Annotated in this window: 23 protein-coding genes, 1 tRNA gene and 1 pseudogene; 13 read left to right on the forward strand and 12 right to left on the reverse strand. The window is 61.9% G+C overall.

Features of this window, described 5'->3' with window-relative positions:
- The first annotated feature begins 310 nt into the window (after positions 1-310).
- Positions 311-1603 (forward strand): UDP-N-acetylglucosamine 1-carboxyvinyltransferase, encoded by a 1293-nt coding sequence (gene murA / locus J7557_RS18175; protein WP_291421448.1) that lies wholly within the window; start codon positions 311-313, stop codon positions 1601-1603.
- Between the two features lie 130 nt (positions 1604-1733).
- Here murA and J7557_RS18180 read toward each other — a convergent pair whose 3' ends face one another.
- Genes J7557_RS18180 through J7557_RS18195 form a run of 4 tightly spaced genes read right to left on the reverse strand, consistent with a single transcriptional unit; the run spans position 1734 to position 5375 of the window.
- The gene (locus J7557_RS18180; protein ID WP_291421449.1) at positions 1734-2870 is read right to left on the reverse strand and encodes an ABC transporter permease; all 1137 of its coding nucleotides are present in this window, start codon (positions 2868-2870) and stop codon (positions 1734-1736) included.
- The gene (locus J7557_RS18185) at positions 2867-3805 is read right to left on the reverse strand and encodes an ABC transporter ATP-binding protein (protein ID WP_291421450.1); all 939 of its coding nucleotides are present in this window, start codon (positions 3803-3805) and stop codon (positions 2867-2869) included. The genes J7557_RS18180 and J7557_RS18185 overlap by 4 nt, the downstream gene beginning before the upstream one ends.
- On the reverse strand, positions 3802-4734 hold the full coding sequence (locus tag J7557_RS18190) for an HlyD family efflux transporter periplasmic adaptor subunit (RefSeq protein ID WP_291421451.1): 933 nt from the start codon (positions 4732-4734) through the stop codon (positions 3802-3804). Before J7557_RS18190 ends, J7557_RS18185 begins: the two co-directional genes overlap by 4 nt.
- A complete protein-coding gene (locus J7557_RS18195) occupies positions 4731-5375 on the reverse strand; it encodes a TetR/AcrR family transcriptional regulator (protein WP_291421452.1) in 645 nt (214 codons plus the stop codon). Before J7557_RS18195 ends, J7557_RS18190 begins: the two co-directional genes overlap by 4 nt.
- 318 nt (positions 5376-5693) lie before the next feature.
- Here J7557_RS18195 and J7557_RS18200 point away from each other — a divergent pair, with 318 nt between their 5' ends.
- On the forward strand, positions 5694-6128 hold the full coding sequence (locus J7557_RS18200; protein ID WP_291421453.1) for a DUF2948 family protein: 435 nt from the start codon (positions 5694-5696) through the stop codon (positions 6126-6128).
- A 30-nt stretch (positions 6129-6158) separates the two neighbouring features.
- On the opposite strand, the gene J7557_RS18205 is transcribed toward J7557_RS18200, so the two are convergent.
- Positions 6159-6899, reverse strand: a complete 741-nt coding sequence (locus tag J7557_RS18205) for a toll/interleukin-1 receptor domain-containing protein (RefSeq protein ID WP_291421454.1) — start codon at positions 6897-6899, stop codon at positions 6159-6161.
- Between the two features lie 146 nt (positions 6900-7045).
- Here J7557_RS18205 and hisD point away from each other — a divergent pair, with 146 nt between their 5' ends.
- The 7 genes and pseudogenes from hisD (at position 7046) to J7557_RS18240 (ending at position 10732) form a co-directional block, all read left to right on the forward strand.
- The gene (gene hisD, locus J7557_RS18210; RefSeq protein WP_291421455.1) at positions 7046-8338 is read left to right on the forward strand and encodes a histidinol dehydrogenase; all 1293 of its coding nucleotides are present in this window, start codon (positions 7046-7048) and stop codon (positions 8336-8338) included.
- 8 nt (positions 8339-8346) lie between these two features.
- Positions 8347-8820: pseudogene (locus tag J7557_RS18215) on the forward strand (UPF0262 family protein); the annotation flags it as partial.
- A gap of 57 nt (positions 8821-8877) precedes the next feature.
- Complete coding sequence (locus J7557_RS18220) at positions 8878-9306, forward strand: low molecular weight phosphatase family protein (protein WP_169745527.1); 429 nt, start codon at positions 8878-8880, stop codon at positions 9304-9306.
- A 74-nt stretch (positions 9307-9380) separates the two neighbouring features.
- Positions 9381-9599 carry a translation initiation factor IF-1 gene (gene infA / locus J7557_RS18225; protein ID WP_035082742.1) on the forward strand — a complete coding sequence of 73 codons (219 nt, stop codon included), beginning with the start codon at positions 9381-9383 and terminating at the stop codon, positions 9597-9599.
- Positions 9600-9713: 114 nt separating this feature from the next.
- The gene (locus J7557_RS18230) at positions 9714-10352 is read left to right on the forward strand and encodes a Maf-like protein (protein ID WP_291421456.1); all 639 of its coding nucleotides are present in this window, start codon (positions 9714-9716) and stop codon (positions 10350-10352) included.
- Positions 10352-10519 (forward strand): DNA gyrase inhibitor YacG, encoded by a 168-nt coding sequence (gene yacG, locus J7557_RS18235; RefSeq protein WP_291421457.1) that lies wholly within the window; start codon positions 10352-10354, stop codon positions 10517-10519. Before J7557_RS18230 ends, yacG begins: the two co-directional genes overlap by 1 nt.
- A gap of 137 nt (positions 10520-10656) precedes the next feature.
- Positions 10657-10732: transfer RNA gene (locus J7557_RS18240), tRNA-Phe, on the forward strand.
- 51 nt (positions 10733-10783) lie between these two features.
- On the opposite strand, the gene sthA is transcribed toward J7557_RS18240, so the two are convergent.
- Together sthA and J7557_RS18250 are read right to left on the reverse strand one after the other, a co-directional pair.
- Positions 10784-12256, reverse strand: coding sequence for a Si-specific NAD(P)(+) transhydrogenase (gene sthA, locus J7557_RS18245; protein ID WP_291421458.1), 1473 nt, complete (start codon positions 12254-12256; stop codon positions 10784-10786).
- A 153-nt stretch (positions 12257-12409) separates the two neighbouring features.
- A complete protein-coding gene (locus J7557_RS18250) occupies positions 12410-13237 on the reverse strand; it encodes a prephenate dehydratase (RefSeq protein ID WP_291421459.1) in 828 nt (275 codons plus the stop codon).
- Between the two features lie 253 nt (positions 13238-13490).
- On the opposite strand from J7557_RS18250, the gene J7557_RS18255 reads away from it, so the two are divergent.
- From J7557_RS18255 to J7557_RS18265, 3 genes are all read left to right on the forward strand, one after another.
- Positions 13491-14231: a cytochrome c family protein gene (locus J7557_RS18255; RefSeq protein WP_291421460.1), complete on the forward strand. Its 741-nt coding sequence runs from the start codon at positions 13491-13493 to the stop codon at positions 14229-14231.
- A gap of 74 nt (positions 14232-14305) precedes the next feature.
- Positions 14306-15244 (forward strand): glyoxylate/hydroxypyruvate reductase A, encoded by a 939-nt coding sequence (locus J7557_RS18260; RefSeq protein WP_291421461.1) that lies wholly within the window; start codon positions 14306-14308, stop codon positions 15242-15244.
- A 73-nt stretch (positions 15245-15317) separates the two neighbouring features.
- Complete coding sequence (locus J7557_RS18265; protein WP_291421462.1) at positions 15318-15989, forward strand: YqaA family protein; 672 nt, start codon at positions 15318-15320, stop codon at positions 15987-15989.
- A 2-nt stretch (positions 15990-15991) separates the two neighbouring features.
- Here J7557_RS18265 and J7557_RS18270 read toward each other — a convergent pair whose 3' ends face one another.
- Together J7557_RS18270 and J7557_RS18275 are read right to left on the reverse strand one after the other, a co-directional pair.
- Positions 15992-16918 (reverse strand): helix-turn-helix domain-containing GNAT family N-acetyltransferase, encoded by a 927-nt coding sequence (locus tag J7557_RS18270; protein ID WP_291421463.1) that lies wholly within the window; start codon positions 16916-16918, stop codon positions 15992-15994.
- 62 nt (positions 16919-16980) lie between these two features.
- On the reverse strand, positions 16981-18330 hold the full coding sequence (locus J7557_RS18275) for a M17 family metallopeptidase (RefSeq protein WP_291421464.1): 1350 nt from the start codon (positions 18328-18330) through the stop codon (positions 16981-16983).
- Between the two features lie 146 nt (positions 18331-18476).
- On the opposite strand from J7557_RS18275, the gene J7557_RS18280 reads away from it, so the two are divergent.
- Positions 18477-19247, forward strand: a complete 771-nt coding sequence (locus J7557_RS18280) for a tetratricopeptide repeat protein (protein ID WP_291421465.1) — start codon at positions 18477-18479, stop codon at positions 19245-19247.
- Positions 19248-19256: 9 nt separating this feature from the next.
- Here J7557_RS18280 and J7557_RS18285 read toward each other — a convergent pair whose 3' ends face one another.
- From J7557_RS18285 to J7557_RS18295, 3 genes are read right to left on the reverse strand one after another with little or no spacing between them, the layout of a single operon-like run.
- Entirely contained in the window at positions 19257-20252 is a 996-nt protein-coding gene (locus tag J7557_RS18285) for a type II secretion system F family protein (RefSeq protein ID WP_291421466.1), read from the reverse strand.
- 18 nt (positions 20253-20270) lie between these two features.
- Positions 20271-21248, reverse strand: a complete 978-nt coding sequence (locus tag J7557_RS18290; protein ID WP_291421467.1) for a type II secretion system F family protein — start codon at positions 21246-21248, stop codon at positions 20271-20273.
- Between the two features lie 2 nt (positions 21249-21250).
- Positions 21251-22750: a CpaF family protein gene (locus tag J7557_RS18295; protein WP_291421468.1), complete on the reverse strand. Its 1500-nt coding sequence runs from the start codon at positions 22748-22750 to the stop codon at positions 21251-21253.
- Positions 22751-22783 lie beyond the last annotated feature (33 nt).

Raw genomic sequence — 22783 nt, forward strand, 5'->3', positions numbered from 1 at the left:
AATCACCGATTGCCAGGAAGGCGATGAGTAAGTCGAACGAAGCTACTGCCCGCGAGCAAAGATTAGCCGCAAAGCTTCGCGAGAACCTCAAGCGTCGAAAGGATCAGGCCAGGGCTCGCGCTGCCCGGGATGATGCTCCGGCACCCGAAACGATCGCGGTCAAGAAACCGTAAATCATTTTCGGGCGTATTCAGGAACGTCACATATTCGCATGAGCGCGGCTGGTCTGGCTTACGTGGCAACGAAGACCTCGCCTACCTCCTCCAACAGGTAGAAGGCCCAGATAGGGCCGGTTCAGAGGAACCATTTCATGGATCGTATTCGTTTGGTCGGCGGGAATCCGCTCAATGGGGACATCATTATTTCGGGCGCCAAGAATGCCGCCCTGCCCCTGATGATCGCTTCGCTGCTGACCGATGAGCCTTTAGTCCTCAGCAATGTTCCGCGTCTTGCCGACGTGAAACAGCTCGAACGTATTCTCGAGAATCACGGCGTCGATATCGCCGTGCACGGTCGCCGTCGCGGCGAATCGGATGGCGTCGGCCAGCGCATGACCTTTCATGCCGCCGATATCGTCGACACCACCGCGCCCTATGATCTTGTCTCAAAAATGCGCGCCAGTTTTTGGGTCATCGGGCCGCTGCTCGCTCGCTGCCACGAGGCCCGCGTGTCCCTGCCCGGCGGCTGCGCCATCGGCACGCGTCCGGTCGATCTCTTCCTCTTTGGCCTGAAAGAACTCGGCGCCGAGATCGATATCGACGAGGGCTATGTGGTTGCTCGCGCGCCCAAGGGTGGTCTCGTCGGCAATCGCATCGTCTTCCCGAAAGTGTCAGTGGGCGCGACGCATACGCTTCTCATGGCTGCGACCCTCGCCAAGGGCGTGACAGTCATCGAGAATGCGGCGCAGGAGCCTGAAATCACCAATGTCGCCGAATGCCTTGTCGCCATGGGCGCCAAGATTTCGGGCATTGGCACGCGCACGCTGACCATTGAGGGCGTCGAAAAGCTGCATGGCGCGAGCGTGGAAGTCATTCCCGATCGCATTGAGACCGGTACTTTTGCCATGGCTGCGGCCATGACCGGCGGCGATGTGCTGCTGCGCGGCGCCCGCGCCGAGCACCTGCAGTCAGCTCTGGATATTCTGGCCCGCACCGGCGTCGACCTGACCACCGAAGCCGATGGCATCCGCGTCAAGCGCAATGGCAATGGCATCCAGCCGGTCGATATCGAAACCCATCCTTTCCCGGGCTTCCCGACCGACTTGCAGGCCCAGTTCATGGCGCTGATGACCATGAGCCAGGGCACGAGCCATGTGCGCGAAACCATCTTTGAAAACCGCTACATGCACGTGGCCGAACTTGCCCGCTTCGGCGCCGATATCGCCGTCGATGGGCAGGTCGCGACCATTCACGGCAAGTCCCGGCTCAAGGGCGCACAGGTGATGGCGACCGATCTTCGCGCTTCGGTGTCGCTGGTGATTGCCGGCCTTGCCGCCAAGGGCGAGACGATCGTCAACCGCATCTACCATCTCGACCGCGGCTTTGAGCGGCTGGAAGACAAGCTTTCGCGTTGTGGCGCGGAGATTGAACGTCTGGCTGGCTAGGGCGCGGCCTGAAGAGCAAAATCGCTCCAGTGGAGCGATTTTAGCGCGCTAGGCCATGAGAGCTACGCTCGAATGGCGGGCGACCGTAAAAGCAAAAAGAGGCCCGGTGCTTGCGCCGGGCCTTTTTGTTTCAGTCGAGCGTCTGCCGATAACGCAGCATGGCGACTACCGTGATCACCAGCACGATCACGCCGAGCGCCGTCAGTTCGGCCGTCACATCGAAGGTCCCGGCGCCCTTGAGCATCACCTTGCGGATCAGCCGGATGAAATGCGTCGCTGGGACACCAGTGCCGATGGTTTGAGCCCATCCCGGCATGCCGGCGAAGGGGAACATGAAGCCTGAGAGGAGGATGGAGGGCAGGATGGTGAAAAAACTCAACTGCATGGCCTGCATCTGGTTTTTCGCCACGGTGGAAATGAGAAATCCCAGCGCCAGATTGCCCAGGACGAAGAGATTGAAGCCGAAGAAGAAGGCCGTGAATGTGCCGGTGAACGGCACCTGGAACACGGCGAAGGCGGCGACGAGGAAAACCGCGGTCTGCACATAGCCGACGAAGACATAGGGCAGGATTTTGCCCAGCATCACTTCCAGCGGAGTCACCGGGGTAGAAATCAGCATTTCCATCGTGCCGCGCTCGCGCTCCTTGACGATGGCGACGGCGGTGATCATCACCATGGTCATCGAGAGGATGATGGCCAAGAGGCCCGGCACGATATTGGTCGAGGTCTTGCCCTCGGGATTATATTGCCGGTGGACGATCACTTCAAAAGGCAGCGGCGCTCCGGCTGCCGGGGAAAGCGGGCCGGTGAGCGTCTGGGCGATGGCGCCATTGACGATGCCACTCATGGCAGCCGCGGCGCCGCTGACGGCGGAGGGGTCGGAAGCATCGGCGGCGATGAGGAGATTGGGCCGCAAACCGCGCACGACGTCGCGCTCAAAATCCGCTGGGATGACGACGATGAAATTCGCCTCGCCCCGCCGCAGCGCTTCTTCGCCGGCATCGGGTCCGCGCACCTGGCCGATGAAATCGAAATAGCCCGACGTATCCATGCCTGCCAGCAGGGCCCGGGTCAGAGGCCCATCATCGTTGACCTCCACCAGCGTCGGCAGGTGTCGGGGGTCGGCGTTGATGGCGAAGCCGAAGAGCATGAGCTGGATGATGGGCAGGCCGATCATCATGCCGAAGGTGACGCGGTCGCGCCGCATCTGGATGAACTCTTTCCAGAGCACGGCGACGAAGCGGCTCAATGAAAAACGCAGGTTCATGCCGCGTCACGCGAGAAATTATCCCGCGCCCCTGCCATGAGATAGATGAAGGCCTCCTCAAGCCCCGCCGGCACCTCGCTCCAGCGCTGTCTTTTGGTTTTTTGGAATTTTGCCACCGTGGCCGCTAAGGCGACTGCGTCGGTGCCCGAGACGTGCAACGCCGAGCCGAAGCGCGCGACTTGATCGACGCCCGGCTGACCCTTGAGCTGTTCTTCGAGCGCCACCAGTTCCGGCCCTTCGGCCCGCCAGGTGGTCAGCCCCACCATGGTCGGGATTTCGGTCGCCCGCCCGTCGATCAGCTTTTTGCCATAGGCAATATAGGTGATGAAGTCGCACTGGATGGCTTCGTCCATGTAGTGCGTCGACACCAGCACCGTGACGCCAGCCTTGGAAAGTCGCCTGATCTCGTCCCAGAAATCGCGCCGCGCCTTGGGGTCGACGCCGGCCGTGGGCTCGTCGAGCAGCAGAAGTTTAGGATCGTGGATAAGACAGGCCGCCAGCGCCAGCCGCTGCTTCCAGCCACCTGAGAGCGTCCCGGCCAATTGCCCTGCCCTGTCGGCCAATCCCAGATCGGCCAGCGCGCCATCGACGCGGCTCTTCCGGTTCTTCACCCCATACATCCGCGCCACGAAATCGAGATTTTCGCGGATCGTGAGATCCTCATAGAGGCTGAATTTCTGGGTCATGTAACCCACCTCAGCCTTGATCTTCCCAGCGTCCCGCCGCACGTCGAAGCCAAGGCATTGCCCCTCGCCCTCGTCGGGCAGCAAGAGGCCGCAAAGCATGCGAATGGTAGTGGTCTTGCCCGAACCGTTCGGTCCCAGAAACCCGTAAATGGCGCCCTTGGGCACGGCGATGTCGAAATGATCGACCACCGTCTTGTCGCCAAAGCGCTTGGTCAGCCCGCGCACATCGATCACGCGTTCTTCGCTCATGGCAGCACGGTGACCGGCTGGCCCGGCTGCAGCTTTGCCGCATCATCGAGCCGTGCTTCGACAAGATAGACGAGCCGGCTGCGCTCCTCGGTCGAATAGATCACTGGCGGCGTCGTCTGCGCTTCGCTCGCAATATGCACAATAGTTGCCGCCATATCGGCGCAGCCATCGCAGGTGACGGTCACGGCTTGGCCGATGGACAACGCCGAACGCGCCGTTTCCGGCACGAAGAAGCGGGCCTCCAGCGCCTGAGCCGGCAGAATGGAGGCAATGGGCGTCCCCACCGCCGCCACTTCGCCCGAGGCATAATAGAGTTTTTCGATCATCCCGGCCGCCGGCGCATAGACCTGCCTCTCACTGAGGTTCAGCCGCGCCCCCTCGGCATCAGCCTCGGCCGCCGCGAGATTAGCCTCCGCCGCAACCTGCTGGCCCGATCGCGCCGGCAATTCGGCGACGGCAAGCTGCGCCTTCAACTGGCTCACCTGCGCCTCAGCCGAAGCCAGCGCATTACTGTCCACCTCGACCTTGGCCGCCGAAACCGTGCCCGCCTTCTCAAGCTGCTGGCTGCGCGTGAGATTGGTCCGCGCCAGTCCCAGATCCGCCTCGGCCTTGCTCAGCGACGCGCGGATGACATCGAGTTCCTCGCTGCGGCTGCCGGTTTCGAGGTTTTCGAGCGTTGCCCGCGCCGCTGCCACCCGCGCCTCGGCGGCTGCGAGCAGCGCCTGTTGCTGGCTCTGGTCGAGAACGACCAAGAGGTCGCCCTCTGCCACCGCCTGCCCTTCGGCCACGGCGATCGAGGTGATCCGCCCGGCGCTCACCGGGGCGACATAGACATAGTCGGCCTCGATATAGCCGGTGAACCCTGGGTCAGGCGCAGGGGAAAACAAGGCCAAAAACGCAGCAAACAGACCGCCGAAAAAGTCGCTCATGGCGTCTCCTCTCCGCCCGCAGGCGAAATGCCGTGAAACAGGATATCGAGGTGATTTTCGACCAGCCGGTCGAGCGCCAGGCCTCCTTCAGGCCGAATGCCGAAAACTTCGCTCAATGCCACATGGGCCACGATGGGCCCGACAATGGACCGCACCGTCATTTCCGGATCGATTTTTCGCAATTGCCCCGAGGCGACGCCCTTGGCGATGAGTGCCGTCAGCGTGGGGATCACCTTGCCCAGCACCTCGCGTCGATAGAGTTCGGCAATGGCGGGAAAATTCATGATCTCGCGCAGGATCAGCCGCGGCACAGCAAGATTGTTGGGATCGGACAGCAGCTTTTGCAGCGCATGCACCAGCATGGCGATAGGCAGGCGCGGATCGCCTTCGAACTGAGCCATATCCGGCACCGCCCGCTCGGCAATCGGCGCCACCGCGCGCCGGACAATCCCCTCCATCAGTGCTTCCTTGGAAGGGAAGTAGAGATAGACCGTGCCCTTGGAGACACCGGCCCGCCGCGCCACCTCGTCCACCTTGGTCGCGGCAAAGCCCTTCTCCGCGAACACGGCCAAGGCCGCATCCAGCATTTCATCCGGCCGCGCCTCGGCCCTTCGGCGGAATTTTTTATCGGTGGTGTTCATAGGACGACCATAACTGACTGACTGGTCAGTTATCAATAGGCATTCGCGACCGCCGACCTTCCCTCACCCCTTGCGGGAGAGGGACAGATTTTCTGCGTCCAGCAGAAAATCAGGGTGAGGGGTATTCTCTCCTCCGCAGAGGAGCTTGCGAGAACACCGCATACCCCTCATCCGCCCCTTTGGGGCACCTTCTCCCGCAGGGGGAGAAGGAGGCGCGGTGCTTGAGACAAGAGCCCCCACTTCCCCCCGAACCCTCAAGCTTGTAGATCAGCCCCTGCATGACCAAATGTGGCAGAACCAATTTTGCGAGCTGACCCTATGACCGATCTCAAGCTTCTGGCGCTTGATACTGAAGATCTCGCCGTGCTTTCCGCCCATGTGCAGGATGCCGTCGTGCGCACCGTCGATATGGGCTATGCCCGCGGCGACCGGCGCTTTGCTCTGTTGATGAACCGCTACGACTGGACCGAAGACAAGCCGCGCAGCAAAGGCCTCCGTAAGCGCTCCGGGCTGCACTTCGACCGCGTGCTCAACGTCGCCTATGCCGGATTTGACCCTGCCTCGCCCGAAGGCGTGCTCAACCTCCTGGCGCTAACGTTTACGCCCGGCCCCGATGGTGTGTCAGGCGTGGTGGAAATCACCTTTGCAGGCGGCGGCACGGTGCGATTGACGGTGGAGGTGCTTGAGGCACGGCTGGCCGACCTTGGGGCAACCTGGGCCGCGGCGGCAAAGCCGGCACATAAGCTCGATTGAGGCTCGCCGCCAGCCTAGCCCATCCCGTACTTATAGGAGGGCAGCGTAGGTCGCGAAGTTTTCAAGTGGCACGAGTTCGTAGACTCCAGCGCTTGCGCCGACCCTCGTGCCCATAGCCATGCCGCGCCCATTGACAGTCAACATGCCTAAGTTGACCGCATCTGTGGCGAAGGGGACCATGTTTTGCTCCGCGATGGAAGGAACAAGCACATCCGTGTCGGCCTCACCTCTGGCCAGCTTGGGCAACAAATCAGGATTCCACAAGCACAACTGCCGGAGCCAACCCACAGCACCTCGCTCCATTTGGACCTTGAACGTTGCCTCCTTATAGCCGCTTGCGCGACCGGCGAAGTCCACGTTCGGCGGCTGACAACCGACAGCTTTAGCGACTAGACCATAAAGGTGTTCCAAGTGCACAGCATCTGAAAGCATCAGACCTTGAAAGCTATTCAAAGGGGCGGGCAGATGCGCAGGTTCAAGACCCGAATGGCAAAGCGGGATTGTCGGAATATTGCGAATCCAGCCTGCGCCGAACTCGACAAACACCCATCCCCTAGTAACAGCCAAAGGAGACAACAGACCCACAACGATGTCAGCCGTAGCTAGTTTGGACTTAATAGCCTGATGCCACTCTTGGCCTGCGTTTATGCTATCCAAGTTCGAAGAGACAAAAACTTCGCACATTCCGAGGAAATCGCCGATCAGGTGCTTTTGAAATTGACCAGCAATCTCTTTGTCGGCGGCAGCATGGCTAATGAAAACAAGCGGCATTCTTTACCTCCCTGTCCTAAAAATCTGCCCTGATTCTGGACAATGAACCAGAGGCCTGGGTCGGTCTCACCCCATTCCCCCTTGCGATCAAACTCCCCATCGGGATAGATCGCATCACTCCACTTCGCCGCTATCCCGGACCGCCAATGCCTCTACGCCTCGACAGCGCCGCTTCTGATTTCGAGTCCCGCTTTGTCGAGCTGCTTGCCAGCAAGCGCGAGGCCTCCCAGGAAGTGGGCGATATCGTCGCCGGGATCATTGCCGACGTCCGTGCCCGCGGCGACGAGGCAGTGGCCGAACTCACCAACAAGTTCGACAAGGCCGGCGTCACCCCGGAAACCCTGCGCTTCTCCGAAGAAGAGATCGCCGAAGCCGCCGCCCGCGTGACCCCCGACGTGCGTGAAGCGCTGCAGACCGCCCATGATCGCATCAAGTCGCATCACGAGCGGCAGATGCCCAAGGATGATCTCTATACCGACGCGCTCGGCGTGACCCTCGGCTCGCGCTGGACCGCCATTGACGCCGTCGGCATCTATGTCCCCGGCGGCCTCGCCTCCTACCCCTCTTCCGTGTTGATGAATGCCGTGCCGGCAAAGGTCGCTGGCGTTTCGCGCATCGCCATGGTCGTGCCCACGCCCAATGGCCAGCTCGCCTCAGCCATTCTCTGCGCCGCCCAGATTGCCGGCGTCACCGAAATTTACCGCGTCGGCGGCGCCCAGGCCGTCGCCGCCCTCGCCTATGGCACCGATGCAATCCCCCGCGTCGACAAGATCATGGGCCCAGGCAATGCCTTCGTGGCCGCCGCCAAGCGCCAGGTTTTCGGCCAGGTCGGTATCGACCTCATCGCCGGTCCCTCGGAAGTGCTCGTCATTGCCGACCACTCGGCCAACCCAGCCTGGGTTGCATCCGATCTCATCGCCCAGGCCGAACACGGCGGCGGCGCTCAGTCGATCCTCGTGACGACGGATGCAAAGCTGGCCGACGCCGTCGAGGCCGAAGTCGACCGCCAGCTCAGCCTCCTCCCCAAAGAGTCCATCGCTCGCGAGGGCTGGGATGAGTTCGGCGCGGTCATCACCGTCGATTCGCTCAAAACGGCTACCAACCTCGCCAATCGCATCGCCTCCGAGCACGTCGAACTCGCAATCGACGACCCGCAATCGCTGGTCCCCGCCATCCGCCATGCCGGCGCGATCTTCCTCGGCCACCACACGCCGGAAGCCATTGGCGACTATGTTGGCGGCTCCAATCATGTCCTACCCACCGCCCGCTCTGCGCGCTTTGCCTCGGGCCTCGGCGTGCTCGATTTCGTCAAGCGCACGTCAATTCTGGGCTGCACCCCCTCCTCGCTTTCGGCACTCGCCGAGGCGGCAGTCACCATCGCCGAGGTCGAAGCGCTCGACGGACACGGGCGCTCCATTTCGATTCGGCTCAACCATTGAGCATCTCCATGGGCACAAGCGAGGCGGCCTCCAGCACCAATCGTCTGGTCACCGTCACGCTCGACCCCAATACGATCACTTCCATAAATCCCGACGAAGTGCATGAATGGCGCATCGCCATTTATGACCTCCTCGAATCCAACAGTTTTCGGCCCGCCCGCGTCGCCGCCGAAGGGCCCTATGCGCTCCACGTTTCGATCATCGGCAATTCCATCGTGCTGGACGTGCGCCACCCCGAAACCTTCCAGCCGATCGCCGCGCATTATATCTCGCTGACCCCGTTCCGCCGGCTGATCCGCGATTATTTCCGTATTCGCGACGCCTATTACGAGGCGATCCGCTCGGCCCAACCGTTCCAGATCGAAACCGTCGATATGGCGCGCCGCGGTATGCACAACGAGGCGGCCGAGCTGCTGCGCACGCGGCTTCACAACAAGATCATCATCGATCTCAACACCGCGCGGCGCCTCTTCACCCTCATCTGCGCCGTGCAGCCCTATGCGAGCCGCATTGACGAAGCGACGAGCGAACTGCCCTCCGTGCTCTTTGTCTGCTCGATGAATTCGGTGCGCTCGCCCATCGCCGCCGCCCTTGCCCGCCAGGCTTTCCCCGGCCGCATCATTGCTCGCTCCGTAGGCGTCAATGGCGGCAAGGCCGACCAATTCGTGCATGAGGTGATGGAAGAGATCGGCATTGATATGTCGGTCCACACGCCCCATATTCTCGATGAGCTCGTTGCCAACCGCTTCGATCTTGTCATCACCCTGTCCGATGACGCCCCCGATGCCGTGGCCAAGAAGGGTCTCGAGGCGGGCGAAATCGAACAATGGACGGTGCCGGACCCCTCGCTCGTTGAGGGTAGTCGCGAGGTAGTTCTGTCGGCCTATCGTGAACTTCGCGATGGTCTCAGACGCCGCGTTCGCACTCGTTTGGAGCCACTGGTTTCCGGTAGTTCACAAAGCCACTGATTTGCAGTAGGTTCCGCCAAAATTGCGGCCGCCGCCGAGCAATTTCGCACGCGGGGGTCTTCCCAGGAGAAAGTATGGCCAAAGAAGAAGTGCTCGAATTCCCGGGCGTGGTCACCGAATTGCTTCCCAACGCGACCTTCCGGGTCAAGCTGGAAAACGAACACGAGATCATCGCTCACACCGCCGGCCGCATGCGCAAGAACCGTATCCGTGTTCTCGCCGGCGACAAGGTGCTGTGCGAAATGACTCCTTACGACCTGACCAAGGGTCGCATCACCTATCGTTTCAAGTAAGGTTTGGCGCGACCACCCAAAGGGTGGTCAAAACGCTCCAGTGGAGCGTTTTGAGCGACAAACGCCCGGAGCCATGCGAAGGGCCGTCCTGTTTCAGCGGAGCGCGACGTCACCATGGCCTCAAGGCCCGAATTAATCCTGGCCTCCGCCTCGCCGCGCCGGCTGGCCCTCCTCAACCAGATCGGCATCGAGCCTGAGCATCTGGTTCCGGCCCATGTCGACGAGACGCCCGAAAAAGGCGAGTTGCCGCGCAAGCTTGCCAGCCGCCTCGCTGAACTGAAAGCTCTCACCGCCCAGCACAAGGCCCGCGTCGCCGGTTTCGGCTCCGATGCTCTCGTCCTTGCTGCCGATACGGTGGTGGCGGTCGGTCGGCGCATCCTGCCCAAGGCCGAGACCATGGAAGAGGCATCAGATTGCCTCCGCCTGCTCTCGGGCCGCGCGCATCGCGTCTACACGGGCGTTACGCTCCTTACCCCCTCCGGGGCCAAGCGGCAGCGGATCGTGGAAACACGCCTGCGCTTCAAGCGCCTCTCCACCCGCGAAATGGAAGCCTATCTCGCCAGCGCCGAATGGCGCGACAAGGCGGGTGGCTATGCCATCCAGGGCATTGCCGGCTCGTTCGTCGTAAAACTCTCCGGCTCCTATTCCGGCGTCGTCGGCCTGCCGCTCCATGAAGTGACGCAGCTTCTCGCCGGCGAAGGCTACCCGGTGCACTTCAACTGGCTCAACCAGTCGAGCCTGACGGGCGTCTGATGGCCGCCGAAAAGAAATGCCCGATCTGCGGCAAACCAACGGTCGAAAAATACAAGCCCTTCTGCTCGAAGCGCTGTGCCGATGTCGATCTCAACCGCTGGCTCACCGGCTCCTATGTCATCCCCGGGCGGGATGACGAACCGCCTGCCGAAAACGACGACGAATAGGCGCTTTGGCAGGGTTCTGCGCTAACAGTCTGCTAACAAACTAGCCTCTTTATCCACATAGCGTTTTCGCGCTTGCGCCATCAAAAACGATTGCCTATAAGGCCCGTGGCTCGCAGCCGAAGGCTAGCGAAAAAGATGCCCAGATAGCTCAGTTGGTAGAGCAGCGGATTGAAAATCCGCGTGTCGCTGGTTCGATTCCGGCTCTGGGCACCACTTCCCCTCCCCGTACGAAAATCCAACGATTTCGCCGCATGTAGCGGGAGCTTACGCCCCCGCTTTTCCCTTCTGTGCCTTGAGGCGAGCCGCTTCAAGGTCGGTCACTTCCGCCGTCGGAGCCACAGGCTGACTGCGCGGCATGCGGTTCCAGGCGTCGAGCGCGGCGATCTTGTAGGCCTCGGCAAGTGTCGGATAATTAAAGGCATTCTCGACGAAGTAGTCCAAAGTGCCGCCCAGGTTGAGCACTGCCTGACCGATATGGATCAGCTCGGTAGCGCCCTCGCCCACGATATGGACACCGAGGAGTTTGCGGGTATCGAGCGCGAAGATCATCTTCATCATGCCCGACTGCAGGCCCATGATATGGCCGCGCGAAGTCTCGCGGAACCGGGCAATGCCAGCTTCGTAGGGGATGTTCTGCGCCCTAACCTGCTGTTCAGTCAGGCCCACGGTTGAAATTTCCGGCACCGCGTAAATGCCGTACGGGAAAAACTCCGGCGCCGGCGGCATCTGTGCCCCGCAGGCGTGCAGCGCGGCGATGCGCCCTTGCTCCATCGAGGTTGAAGCAAGCGAGGGCCAGCCGATGACGTCGCCGGCCGCATAGATATTGCGCACTTCGGTCTGGAAGGTCACCGGATCAACTTTCAGCCGACCACGATCAACCGGGGTGATACCGGCATTTTCAAGACCAAGATTGGCGGTTGCGCCGGAGCGCCCGGCTGCGTAGAGCAGCATGTCCGTGCGGATGCGACGGCCATCGGCGAGGATCGAAACGGCCCAACCCTGCTCGTCGATCTCGACCTTTTCGACCTTGGTGCCGAGACGCAGGGTAACCCCGCGCTGGCGCAGATCGTGGGTAAATTCCTCGATGATTTCGCGGTCGATGAAATCGAGAATGCTGTCCTTGGGCTCGACGATGGTCACAGGCACATCGAGCGCCGAGAAAATCGTGGCATATTCGATGCCAATGACGCCGGCACCCACCACCGTCAGGCTGCGCGGTACGCGCGGCTCGGAGACGAGGCTATCGCTGTCGAGCACAGAATGGTCGTTGAACGGAATATTGGCTGGGCGATAGGGCGCGGTGCCCACCGCGATCACCGCATGGTCGAAACCGAAACGCGTTTCGTCGCCATCGGGAGCCACGACCGCGATATGGTTCTGGTCGATGAAACGCGCCATGCCGCCAAAGGTGCGCACGCCATTGCGGTTGAACTGGTGTTCGAGAACCTCGATCTCGTGGTTGAGCGTCATCCGCAGACGAGCGCCGAGATCCTTACCCTCGATGTCCTTCTTCACGCGATAGGAAAGACCGTAGAAGCCGCGCTCGCGCCAACCGGAGAGGTTGAGAACCGTTTCGCGCAGGGTCTTTGAGGGAATGGTGCCGGTGTGGACCGATACGCCGCCCAGACGAAGGCGATTTTCGACCACCAGCACCGATTTACCGAGCTTGGCTGCCTGAACGGCGGCGCGGCGGCCTGCGGGACCAGAACCGATGACGATGAGATTGAAATGTTCCAACGAAAGGCCCCTGGATCGGACGCGTGCAGCCTAAGCCGCAGATATGACAACACGAATGCGGCAAATCTGACAGCACCGCTGAGGGCTGGCAGATATGCGCAGGGGGCACACTAGCCCAGATGTGTTACCAATCGTTTCGGAGCCGAAGCGCGATCAGTTCTGGTCGGAGGCTGGATAGACGCCGAGAATGCTGAGCTGGTCGGTGAAAAACTTCAGCTCGTCAAAGGCATGCTGCACGCTGACATCGTCCGGGTGGCCTTCGATATCGGCATAGAATTGGGTGGCCGTGAAGGCGCCGCCGACCATGTAGCTTTCAAGCTTGGTCATGTTGACGCCATTGGTGGCAAAGCCGCCCATGGCCTTGTAGAGCGCGGCCGGCACGTTGCGCACGCGGAAGATGAAGGTGGTCTTCACCTTCCCCTGTTGCGGCGCGAGCTTTTCCTTGGGCGAAAGCACCAGGAAGCGCGTGGTATTGTGGTCGGCGTCCTCGATATTGTTGGCGAGCACATTGAGGCCGTAGATTTCGCCGGCAAAGCGCGAGGCGATTGCGGCGACGGATTTGTCGGCTTTCTGGGCGACTTCGCGCGCCGAGCCAGCGGTATCGACGGCATTAATGGTGCGGAAGCCGTTTTCGGAAATGAAGCGGCGGCACTGGCCCAAGGCGACGGACAGCGATTGCACCGCCTTGATATCCTCAAGGGTCGCGCCGGGTACGCCGAGCAGGTTCATTTCGACGCGCAGATAGGTCTCCCCGATAATGAAGAGGCCGCTGGCGGGCAGCAAGTGGTGAATATCGGTGATGCGGCCATAGAGCGAATTTTCGACCGGAACGACGGCGAAATCAGCCTTGCCGGACTGCACGGCATTGAGCGTTTCTTCGAAGGTCACGCAGCCCACGAACTCTTCGCCGGGAAACACATTGGCGGCCGCGGCATGGCTGAAGGCGCCGGGTTCACCTTGAAAGGCTATTTTCTTGCTCATGGGATGTCCGTTCATCTGGCCCTGCGGGCTTTAGTCCCGGCGACTTTGGGTGTCAATCGGAGGTTGCCAAGGCTAAATCGGCATGACATTGGGGGAATTGTCGCATCTGGGGATTGCCCTGTTGCGCCTTGGCGGGCGTAATACTATCTTCCGCGCGCGTCGGACCGGGCTTGTTGAGGCAGGCTTTTCCTGAAAGCCAGTTGGGCTCGGTTCGTTCAATGTCCACCCGGGGATGGACCGGTAGAGAGACCAAATGGATTCGTTCGAGCTAAACAAGATCATGGGCGCCGTCCTTGGCACACTTATGTTTGTCATGGGCGTGGGCTTCCTGGCTGAGGCCATCTACCACCCAATCGAAGACCGCGGCCCGGGCTATGCCCTGCCCGAACCCGAAGTTGCCGAAGCCGGCGGCGCTGCAGAAGCTGCCCCGGAAGTTCCGCTTGGGGTTTTGCTCGCCAGCGCCAGTGCCGAACGCGGCGCCGCTGCAGTGCGCAAGTGCCAGTCCTGCCACAACTTTGGCGAAGGCGAGCCCAACAAGCAGGGTCCGAACCTCTACCACATCGTGGGCTCGAGCGAGGCGCACCTCGACAATTTCGCCTATTCCGACGCGCTCCTGGCGCACAAGGCAGCCGGGGACACCTGGACCTACGAAAACCTCAATACGTTCCTGACCAATCCCAAGGCCTATGCCCCCGGCACCAAGATGACCTTTGCCGGCGTCCGTTCGCCCGAAGAGCGCGCCGACATCCTGGCCTATCTCCAGAGCCTGTCGCCCGATCCGGTGCCCTTCCCCGCTGCCGAGGCAGCCCCGGCCGAATCACCGGCTGAAGGCGAAGCCGCTCCCGCCGCCGAAGGCGCGGAACCCGCAGCGCCCGCCGCCGAAACCGAAACGCCGACAACGACCGCGCCCGAAACCAATGTCGAGGGCACGCCGGCCGCCGGTGGCGAAGCCACCCAGGCTCCTGCCGCTGCGCCTGCGACCACCGCGCACTGAGGCCTATCCGGTTTCGATCCGAATGCATAAGCCGCGCCACAAGCGCGGCTTTTTTCTTGAAAGAGCCCGCCACCATGATGCTCCTGCATGTGACCGATGTCGACGAGGCCAGTTGGGCCGAATCCTTCCGCAAGACCCTGGCGCCCTATCCGGTGGTGCGGCGCGGCGATGATTTCGATCCTGCCGAAGTGCGCTACATCTTCGTCTGGAAGCCGCAGGCGGATGCCTTTGACGGGCTGACCGGGCTTGAAGTCATCCTGTCGCGCGGCGCGGGCGTCGATGCCCTGTTGCAGCATCCGCGCCTCCCCGATGTGCCGATCGTGCGCTTTGTCGACGAGGACCTCAGCCAGCGCATGAGCGACTATGTCGTTGCCCATGTGACCATGCATCACCGGCAATATACCCGCTTCCACCGGGACCAGCAGGCGCGCCGCTGGAGCCAGTATTATCCGCCGGCCGCGAGCGAAACCACGGTTGGTATCATGGGCATGGGCGTTTTGGGGCAGGACGCGGTGCGTCGCCTCAAGCCGCTGGGTTTTTCGCTACGTAGCTGGAGCCGCACGCCCAAGGCCATCGAGGGCATCGAGTGCTTTGCCGGTGACGAGGGTTTTGAGCCGTTCCTCGGTGGCACCGACATTCTGGTCAACCTGCTGCCCCTGACGCCCGATACTGCGGGCATTCTCAATACCGATACATTCTCCAAGCTGCGGCGCGGCAGTTTTGAGGGGGGGCCGGTCGTGATCAATGCGGCGCGCGGCGGGCACCAGCGCGAGGCCGATATCGTCAAGGCGCTGACCGATGGCACGCTGGGCGCGGCCAGCCTCGACGTATTCGAGGTCGAACCCCTGCCGCAGAGCAGCCCGCTCTGGGATATCGAAAACTGCTATATCACGCCGCATATCGCGGCGATTTCAGACGAAAAGAGCGGCGTGCGCTACTTTACCGATATCGTCAGGGAGCATCAGGCGGGCAGACCGCTGATCAATGTTGTCGACAGGTCGCGCGGCTATTGACGGAAATTTCACTGGCCCGCTTCGAAAATCTCCCTAAACCTTTTCGCATAAGCGATTTCGTCACGGGGACTGCATGACCGAAACTGCACCGGTAGCCAAACTCGGCTTCTACGATCGGCTGAAGCTGGCCACAAAGCATCGTCTGGCCGAGCCCATTCTGGCCCTGTTGTGCTTCCTTGAAGCCATGATCATTCCGGTGTTTCCGGAAATCATGCTGGCGCCGATGATCATAGCCGACCGCATGCGGGCCTGGCGTCTGGCCGCGATCTGCACCGTGGCTTCGGTCACCGGGGGCCTTGCCGGCTATGCAATCGGCTATTTCCTCTTCGACAGCGTGGGCAAGGGCATCATCGAATTCTATGGCGCCGCCAATGGCTTTGAATCGCTGCGCCAGAGTTTTAACGACAATGGCCCGCTGATGATCCTGATCGGCGCGCTCTCGCCCATTCCCTACAAGGTGATCACCATCACCTCGGGCGTCGCCGGGCTCGATATCTGGACCTTTGTCATCTATGGCATTATCGGGCGCGGCCTGCGCTATTTCGTGCCCTGCGGGCTCTTCTACTTCTTCGGGCCGCTGGCCGGCGAGTTCATCGAGAAGCACAAGAAATGGGCCGGCTGGGGCATGGTGGCGCTTGTTGTCATCGGCTTTGCCATGGCGCCGCTGCTGTTCCCCAAGGGCAGCGCCAGCCTGGACCCGACGCCCAACCACGCCGAGATCGAGGACGTCAATCCCGAGGGCTGAGCCTAAAACTCGAGCACCCAATATTGACCGTTGAGATCGGCGCCGAAAGAATGGTGCCGTTCTTCCTGGGCAAGGACGAAACCGGCCTTCTGATAGATCGAGCGGGCCGAGGCGAGGCAATCCTGCGTCCAGAGCATGATGCGCTTGTAGCCGGACGCCTTGGCGAAGGTGATGGCTTCGGCAACGAGTCTTGCGCCGATGCCGCGACCGCGGAACATGGGTTCGACATAGAGCATGCGCAATTGCGCGGTGCCTTCCTCTCCATCCTCGGCGGGCAGGACAAAGACCGAACCCGCCACTTCGCCCTCGATTTCGGCGACCCATAGCTGCTTGCCTTGCGTGCCGGGGGCAGCTTCGAAGTCGGCATAGATACGGGTGATGAGCGTTTCGAACTCGCCATTCCAGCCCTGTTCGAGATGGTAGAGCACGGCTTGGCGGTGAATGAGCCAGCCAATCTCGCCGACGCGCGGCGGACGGAGGACGAGCGTTGCGTCCTCGGGCTCGGCGAGCAGCGCCGAAATGCGGCGCATGGCGCCAACGAGATCCCGCTGCTCGAATGGGGTCAGCGGATCAAGCAAGGTTTCGGCCGCCTTGGCGTCGCTCATGGCATTGAAATGCTTTGCCACTTCGCGGCCCTCGCGCGTCAGCGCCAGCGGCACCGAACGCTTGTCGCCGGCACGGGGCAGCACGGCGACGATATCCTGGCTGACCAGCTTGCCGACTAGGCGGCTCAACTGCGCCCGGTCCATACCCAGCGTTTCGGCAACCATGGCGGACGTGGTCGTGCCGGCCTTGTCGAGCTCATAGATCACCCGCGCTTCCGAGAGGGTATGCAAGGTCTGATGCATGCCCTCTTCGAGCAGGCCGATAATCCGCGTGTAGAAGCGATTGAAGGTGCGCACTTGCGCAATGTCGGCAGGCTCGGCCATGACAAGACTCCTGAATGCTTGATTCAATCAAGCATTCAGTTGTCAAAGTCAACTATTTCAATCTATGCGCCGAAACGCCGACGGATAACCGAGAACAGGGCGCGGATGCCTTGATCGGTAGCGCCGACTGGGCGGCCCGGCCGGGCTTCAGGGGCCCAGGCGAGAATGTCGAGATGCACCCAGGCCTTGGCCTTGCCGACGAAGCGGCGCAGGAAAAGCGCGGCGATGACCGAGCCGGCATAGCCGCCCGCGCCGGTATTGTTCATGTCGGCAATTTTCGAAGAGAGCTGGCCGTCATAAGGCGACCAGAGGGGCATGTGCCAGAAGGGGTCCTCCACCGTGAGCCCGGCGGCGGCGATCTCGGCGGCCATGACATCGTCGGTCGAATAAAGCGGCGGCAGTTCGGGGCCCAGCGCCACGCGGGCGGCCCCCGTCAGCGTTGCCATGTCGACGATGAGATCGGGGCTTTCCTCGTCGGCGAGCGCGAGGGCATCTGCCAGGATCAGGCGGCCTTCGGCATCGGTATTGCCGATTTCGACGGTGAGGCCGCGGCGCGAATGGAGCACATCACCAGGCCGGAAAGCATTGCCGGAAATGGCGTTTTCGACCACCGGCAGCAGGACGCGCAGGCGCACGGGCAGCTTTGCCGAAACAATGGCGTGGGCCAGACCCAGAATATTGGCGGCGCCTCCCATATCCTTTTTCATCATCAGCATGCCGGCAGCGGTCTTGATATCGAGACCGCCGGTATCGAAGGTGACGCCCTTGCCCACCAGCGTCACCTTGGGGTGACTCTCATCGCCCCAGGTCAGATCGAGGAGGCGCGGCGCTTGGGCGCTTGCGCGGCCGACGGCGTGGATCATCGGGAAATTTTCGGCAAGGAGATCGTTGCCGACAATTGCCCTGAAATTCATCCCGCGCTCGGACGCGAAACGTTCGACTTCCTTGTGAAGGTTATCGGGGCCGAGATCGCTCGAGGGCGTATTGACGAGATCGCGCGCCAGCGTGGCCGCGGTGACGTGGCGGTCGACTTCCCCCGCATCGGCACTCTCGGGCAGAACCAGCGTTGGCACAGGCTTGGCTTCGCGATAGCGATCGAAACGATAGGCGCCGAGGCGGAAGGCGATGGCGGCGAGGGTCGGATCGCCAAGCTCGCCCTCAAGGCGATACTCGGCGGCGGGCAGCGCTGTAGCAGCAAGCCCGGCGACAAAGGCCGGACGACCTTCCGCAGTGCCGATGCCGAAGAGATAGCCGGCAAGGCCATCACCCTCGCCCGGCAGAGCCAGCAGCTTGCCCCGCTGGCCGGAAAAGCCGTTGGCTTCGGCCCAGCCGCGCTGCCGCGCGGTCAACTGGCCGCCATCGAGCCCCCCTTCGCCCACGAAAATGACGGGGATCGGGGATTGGGTGGACATGAGGCGGCTCCAGATTGGCTTTGCCTCATAACTAGACCTCTGCCCCTCGTTCGGCAATCGGCCAGAACCCCACTTTAACCGGCTGTTAGGGTTAATGATTTATTGCTGGAAGCGATGGGGGACGTGGTCCCGGCAGGAGTTCAGCCTTGTTGCGTGTCGTTTCCATGAGCCGTTCCATGCGCTGCCTGCTTCTGGCCGGCGTAGCGGCACTGAGCCTTTCAGCCTGCGCTTCCAATCGCGGGCAGCTCGGGGCGACCGACTATGCCGCCCTGCCCCAGGAACAGCGCCAGCAAACCCTTGCGGAACTGACCGGCCGCTATAAGGCCAATCCGCGCGACCGCAATGTCGTCATTCACTATGCCGCCGCCTTGCGCGCCGCGGGCCAACCGCAGCAGGCCGCCGCCGCATTGGAACAGGCGATGGCCGCCTATCCAAACGATGTCGAGCTCTCGGTCGCCTATGCCAAGGCGCTCGCCTCGATGGGCAGTTTCGATCAGTCCATTGCCGTGCTCGACCGGGCGATCCGGCCCGACGCGCCCGATTGGAACGCGCTGCTGGTCAAGGGCGCATCGCTCGACCAGATGGGGCGGCATGGCGAGGCGCGCGCGCTTTATGGCCAGGCGGCGACCATTGCGCCCGGCGAAGCTGGCATCGAGACCAATCTTGGCCTCTCCTATGCCATGACCAATGAGCTGCCCCTCGCCGAGCAGCACCTGCGCCGCGCCGTGCAAATGCGCGGGGCCACCACGCAGACCCGGCAGAACCTTGCGCTCGTCGTTGGTTTGCAGGGGCGTTTCGAGGAATGCCGCGCGCTCTATGCGGCGGAGCTGCCGCCGGAACAGGTCGAATCCAACATGGCCTATGTGCGCGCCCTGCTCACCCAGCAGAACCGCTGGGACATGATCGACAAGGGCTGATCTCCTAGATCAACCGCCACCCATCATGCCGTTGCTCATCACCTTGAGGATGGCGGGCGCCATGATGACGATGAAGAGCACCGGCAGGAAAAACAGGATCAGCGGCACGGTGAGCTTGGGCGGCAGGGCGGCAGCCTTCTTTTCGGCTTCCATCATGCGCGCCTCGCGACCTTCCTCGGCCATGACGCGCAGTGCCTGACCCACGGACGTACCATAGCGGTCAGCCTGGATCAGGGCGGTCATCACCGCCTTGACATTGTCGAGTCCCGTGCGGCGGCCGAGATTTTCATAGGCGCGCGTGCGGTCTTCGAGGAAGGACAACTCTGCCGTCGTCAGCGTCAGCTCTTCGGCAAGCTCGGCGCTTTGTTGGCCGATCTCCTTGCCGACGCGCTTGAGGGCGTGTTCCATCGACATGCCGGATTCAACGCAGAGCAGCAGCAGATCGAGGCAATCGGACCAGGAGCGGCGGATGGAAGACTGCCGCTTCTGCGTGGCATTCTTGAGCATCAGGACGGGGAAATAGGACCCGATGAGCCCGGCGCCGATGGCGTAGACGAGATTGAGAAAAACGGGCCGATCACCCGGAATGAGGAAGACCAGGTAGACCGCCGCAATGGCAAAGACCACGAAAGGCGTCGCAAAGCGCTGGAAGAGAAACGTGGTCAGGTGGCCCTGGCCGCGATAACCCGCCATGGCCAGCTTGTCGACGGTGCTGTCGTCCTGAAAGGCCTTCTTGAGATCGAAGCGATCGACCGCCCGCTTCATATAGGTCTTGGTCTCGGTGCCGCGGCGGATCGAACTGCGCCCATCGGTGGGGGTCCCACCGCGCAGACGCGACATTTCTTCAGCCCGCATGCGATCTCGCTCAACCGCGACCCGCTTGATGCGGACGCGCATGTCCTGCTTGACGATCATCGAAGAGCCGAAGGTAAAGACCACCGCCGCCGCGGAAATCGCCGCCAGGATCGCGATGAGGAATTCGCGCGATGTGAGCATCTCGACCATGTGAAAGGCTCCCTGGGGCTAGATTTCGAACTGAATCATGCGGTTCATGACGAAGGCGCCCATGCACATCATCAGAGCTGCGACACCAAGCCAGATATTGCCGATGGGCGTCGAAATCAGTGGCGAGAGATATTCGGGCGAGATCACCGACACCATGATTGCAACGAAAACCGGCAGCGAGCCGATGATGCCGGCGGAAGCCTTGGCTTCCGAGGACATGGCGGCGACCTTCTGTTTCATCTTCTTACGATTGCGGAGCACGCGCGCGAGGTTACCGAGCGCCTCGGAGAGATTGCCGCCGGCCTGCTGCTGCACGGAAATGACGACGACGAAGAAATTGACTTCGGGCAGCGGCACGCGATCGAGCAGGATCTGCACGGACTCAGTCATGGAAAAGCCGAAGGACTGCTGATCGAGCACGCGGCCGAATTCGGATTTTACCGGTTCCTTGGTGTCCTTGGCGACGACGCGCATGGAATCGTTGAGCGGCAGGCCGGTCTTGACGCCGCGCACGATGGCTTCGACGGCATTGGGCAGCTCGTCGAGGAACTGGTTCTGGTACTTCTTGCGCCGCCGCTTGACATACATGCGCGGCAGCAGATAGGCGCCCGCCACGGCAAAGATGGCGGCAAAATAATACGGGACCTGCGTGACCAGCAGCACGACGAAAAGGAGGCCGCCAAAAATGCAGCTATTGCGAATGAAGGCGGCCGGCGAAATCGTCATGCCGGCCTGAAAGATGAGGTCGGGCAGCGTCACGCGCTTTCTTGCATTGATCTCGTCGGTCTGCGCTTTCAGCGCCTGCTGAACGGTCTTGCGGCGCGCATCGCGCGTGCGATTGACGTCCATTTCGCGACGCGTCGTGCGGATGTCGCCCTGATAGGCCTTGAGGCGCTTGTCGGCGCGGCTATTGCCCAGAGCCGAGGGGACCAGGGCAAAGCCGGCGGCACCGACGGCGATAACGGCCAGGACAGCAAGCAGGATGGTGATGAGCATATCTAGCGCCCCATCAGCTCATGCTGTTCAGTATTGGCCTTTTCCAGCGCCTCCACCAGATTGGCCTCTTCGTTGAAGTAGCGGGCCCGTTCGGTAAAATTGGGCTTGGTGATGCCGGTCGAGCGGTGCTTGCCGAGCAGCATACCGTTCGCGTCCTCGCCCATGATGTCGTAGACGAAGACGTCCTGGGTGACGATGACGTCGCCTTCCATGCCCAGCACTTCGGAAATGTGGGTGATACGGCGCGAGCCGTCACGCAGACGCGCGGCCTGCACGATGACGTCGATCGAGGAGACGATCATTTCGCGGATGGTGCGGCTCGGCAGGGAATAGCCGCCCATGGTGATCATGGATTCAAGACGAGACAGAGCTTCGCGCGGGGAGTTGGCGTGCAGCGTGCCCATGGAGCCGTCGTGGCCCGTGTTCATGGCCTGGAGAAGGTCAAAGCTCTCCGGGCCGCGGACTTCGCCGACGATGATGCGCTCGGGACGCATACGCAGGCAATTCTTGATGAGATCGCGCATGGTGATCTCTCCTTCGCCTTCCAAGTTCGGCGGGCGGGTTTCAAGACGCACCACGTGGGGCTGCTGCAGCTGAAGTTCGGCGGAGTCTTCGCAGGTGATGACGCGCTCGTCCTTCTCGATGAAGGCGGTGAGGCAATTGAGCAGCGTCGTCTTGCCCGAGCCGGTGCCGCCCGAGATCAAGACATTGGCGCGGACGCGGCCCAGAATGCGCAGCACTTCGGCGCCTTCGGGCGAAATGGAACCGTATTTGACGAGCTGCTGCAGGGTCAGCTTGTCCTTCTTGAATTTTCGAATCGTCAGTGCGGCGCCGTCGATGGCAAGGGGAGGCGCAATGACATTGACGCGCGAACCGTCTGGAAGACGGGCGTCGCAAATAGGAGAACCTTCGTCGACACGGCGGCCAACCTGGGACACGATGCGCTGGCAGACATTCATCAGATGCGCATCGTCGCGGAAGCGCACATTGGTGAGGCGCACCTTGCCGCCGACTTCGATGTAGCACTTCTGGCTGCCATTCACCATGATATCGGCGATGTCGTCGCGCGCCAGCAATGGTTCGAGCGGGCCATAGCCGAGCACGTCGTTGCAGATGTCCTCGAGCAGGTCTTCCTGCTCGGAAATCGACATGACGATGGATTTGAGCGCGATGATTTCGCCGACGATGTCGCGAATTTCCTCGCGCGCCGACTGCTGCTCCATCGTCGCCAACTGGCTGAGATCGATGGAGTCGATCAGGGCGTTGAAGATGGCCGACTTGGTCTGGAAATATTCCTTGTCGCGCTGCGCATCCACAGGATTGCGCACATCGAGCACTTCGTCGGTGGTGCGCTGGCGTGCGGCCATGCCGTCGCTATCCGAAGCCCGTCGCTGAACCGGCTGGACTTGTGCAGGCTCAGGCCGGGCCGCGCTCGGAATCGGCCGGGGCACTTCGCCCACGCCTGGCGTATTGCCGCCGAATGTCGTCCGCTTACCAAACATGCTCGCCTCGTTCGTCTTCCTTCCTGTCCTCTA

The sequence above is a fragment of the Devosia sp. genome, from assembly GCF_017744655.1.
Classification (GTDB): Bacteria; Pseudomonadota; Alphaproteobacteria; order Rhizobiales; family Devosiaceae; genus Devosia.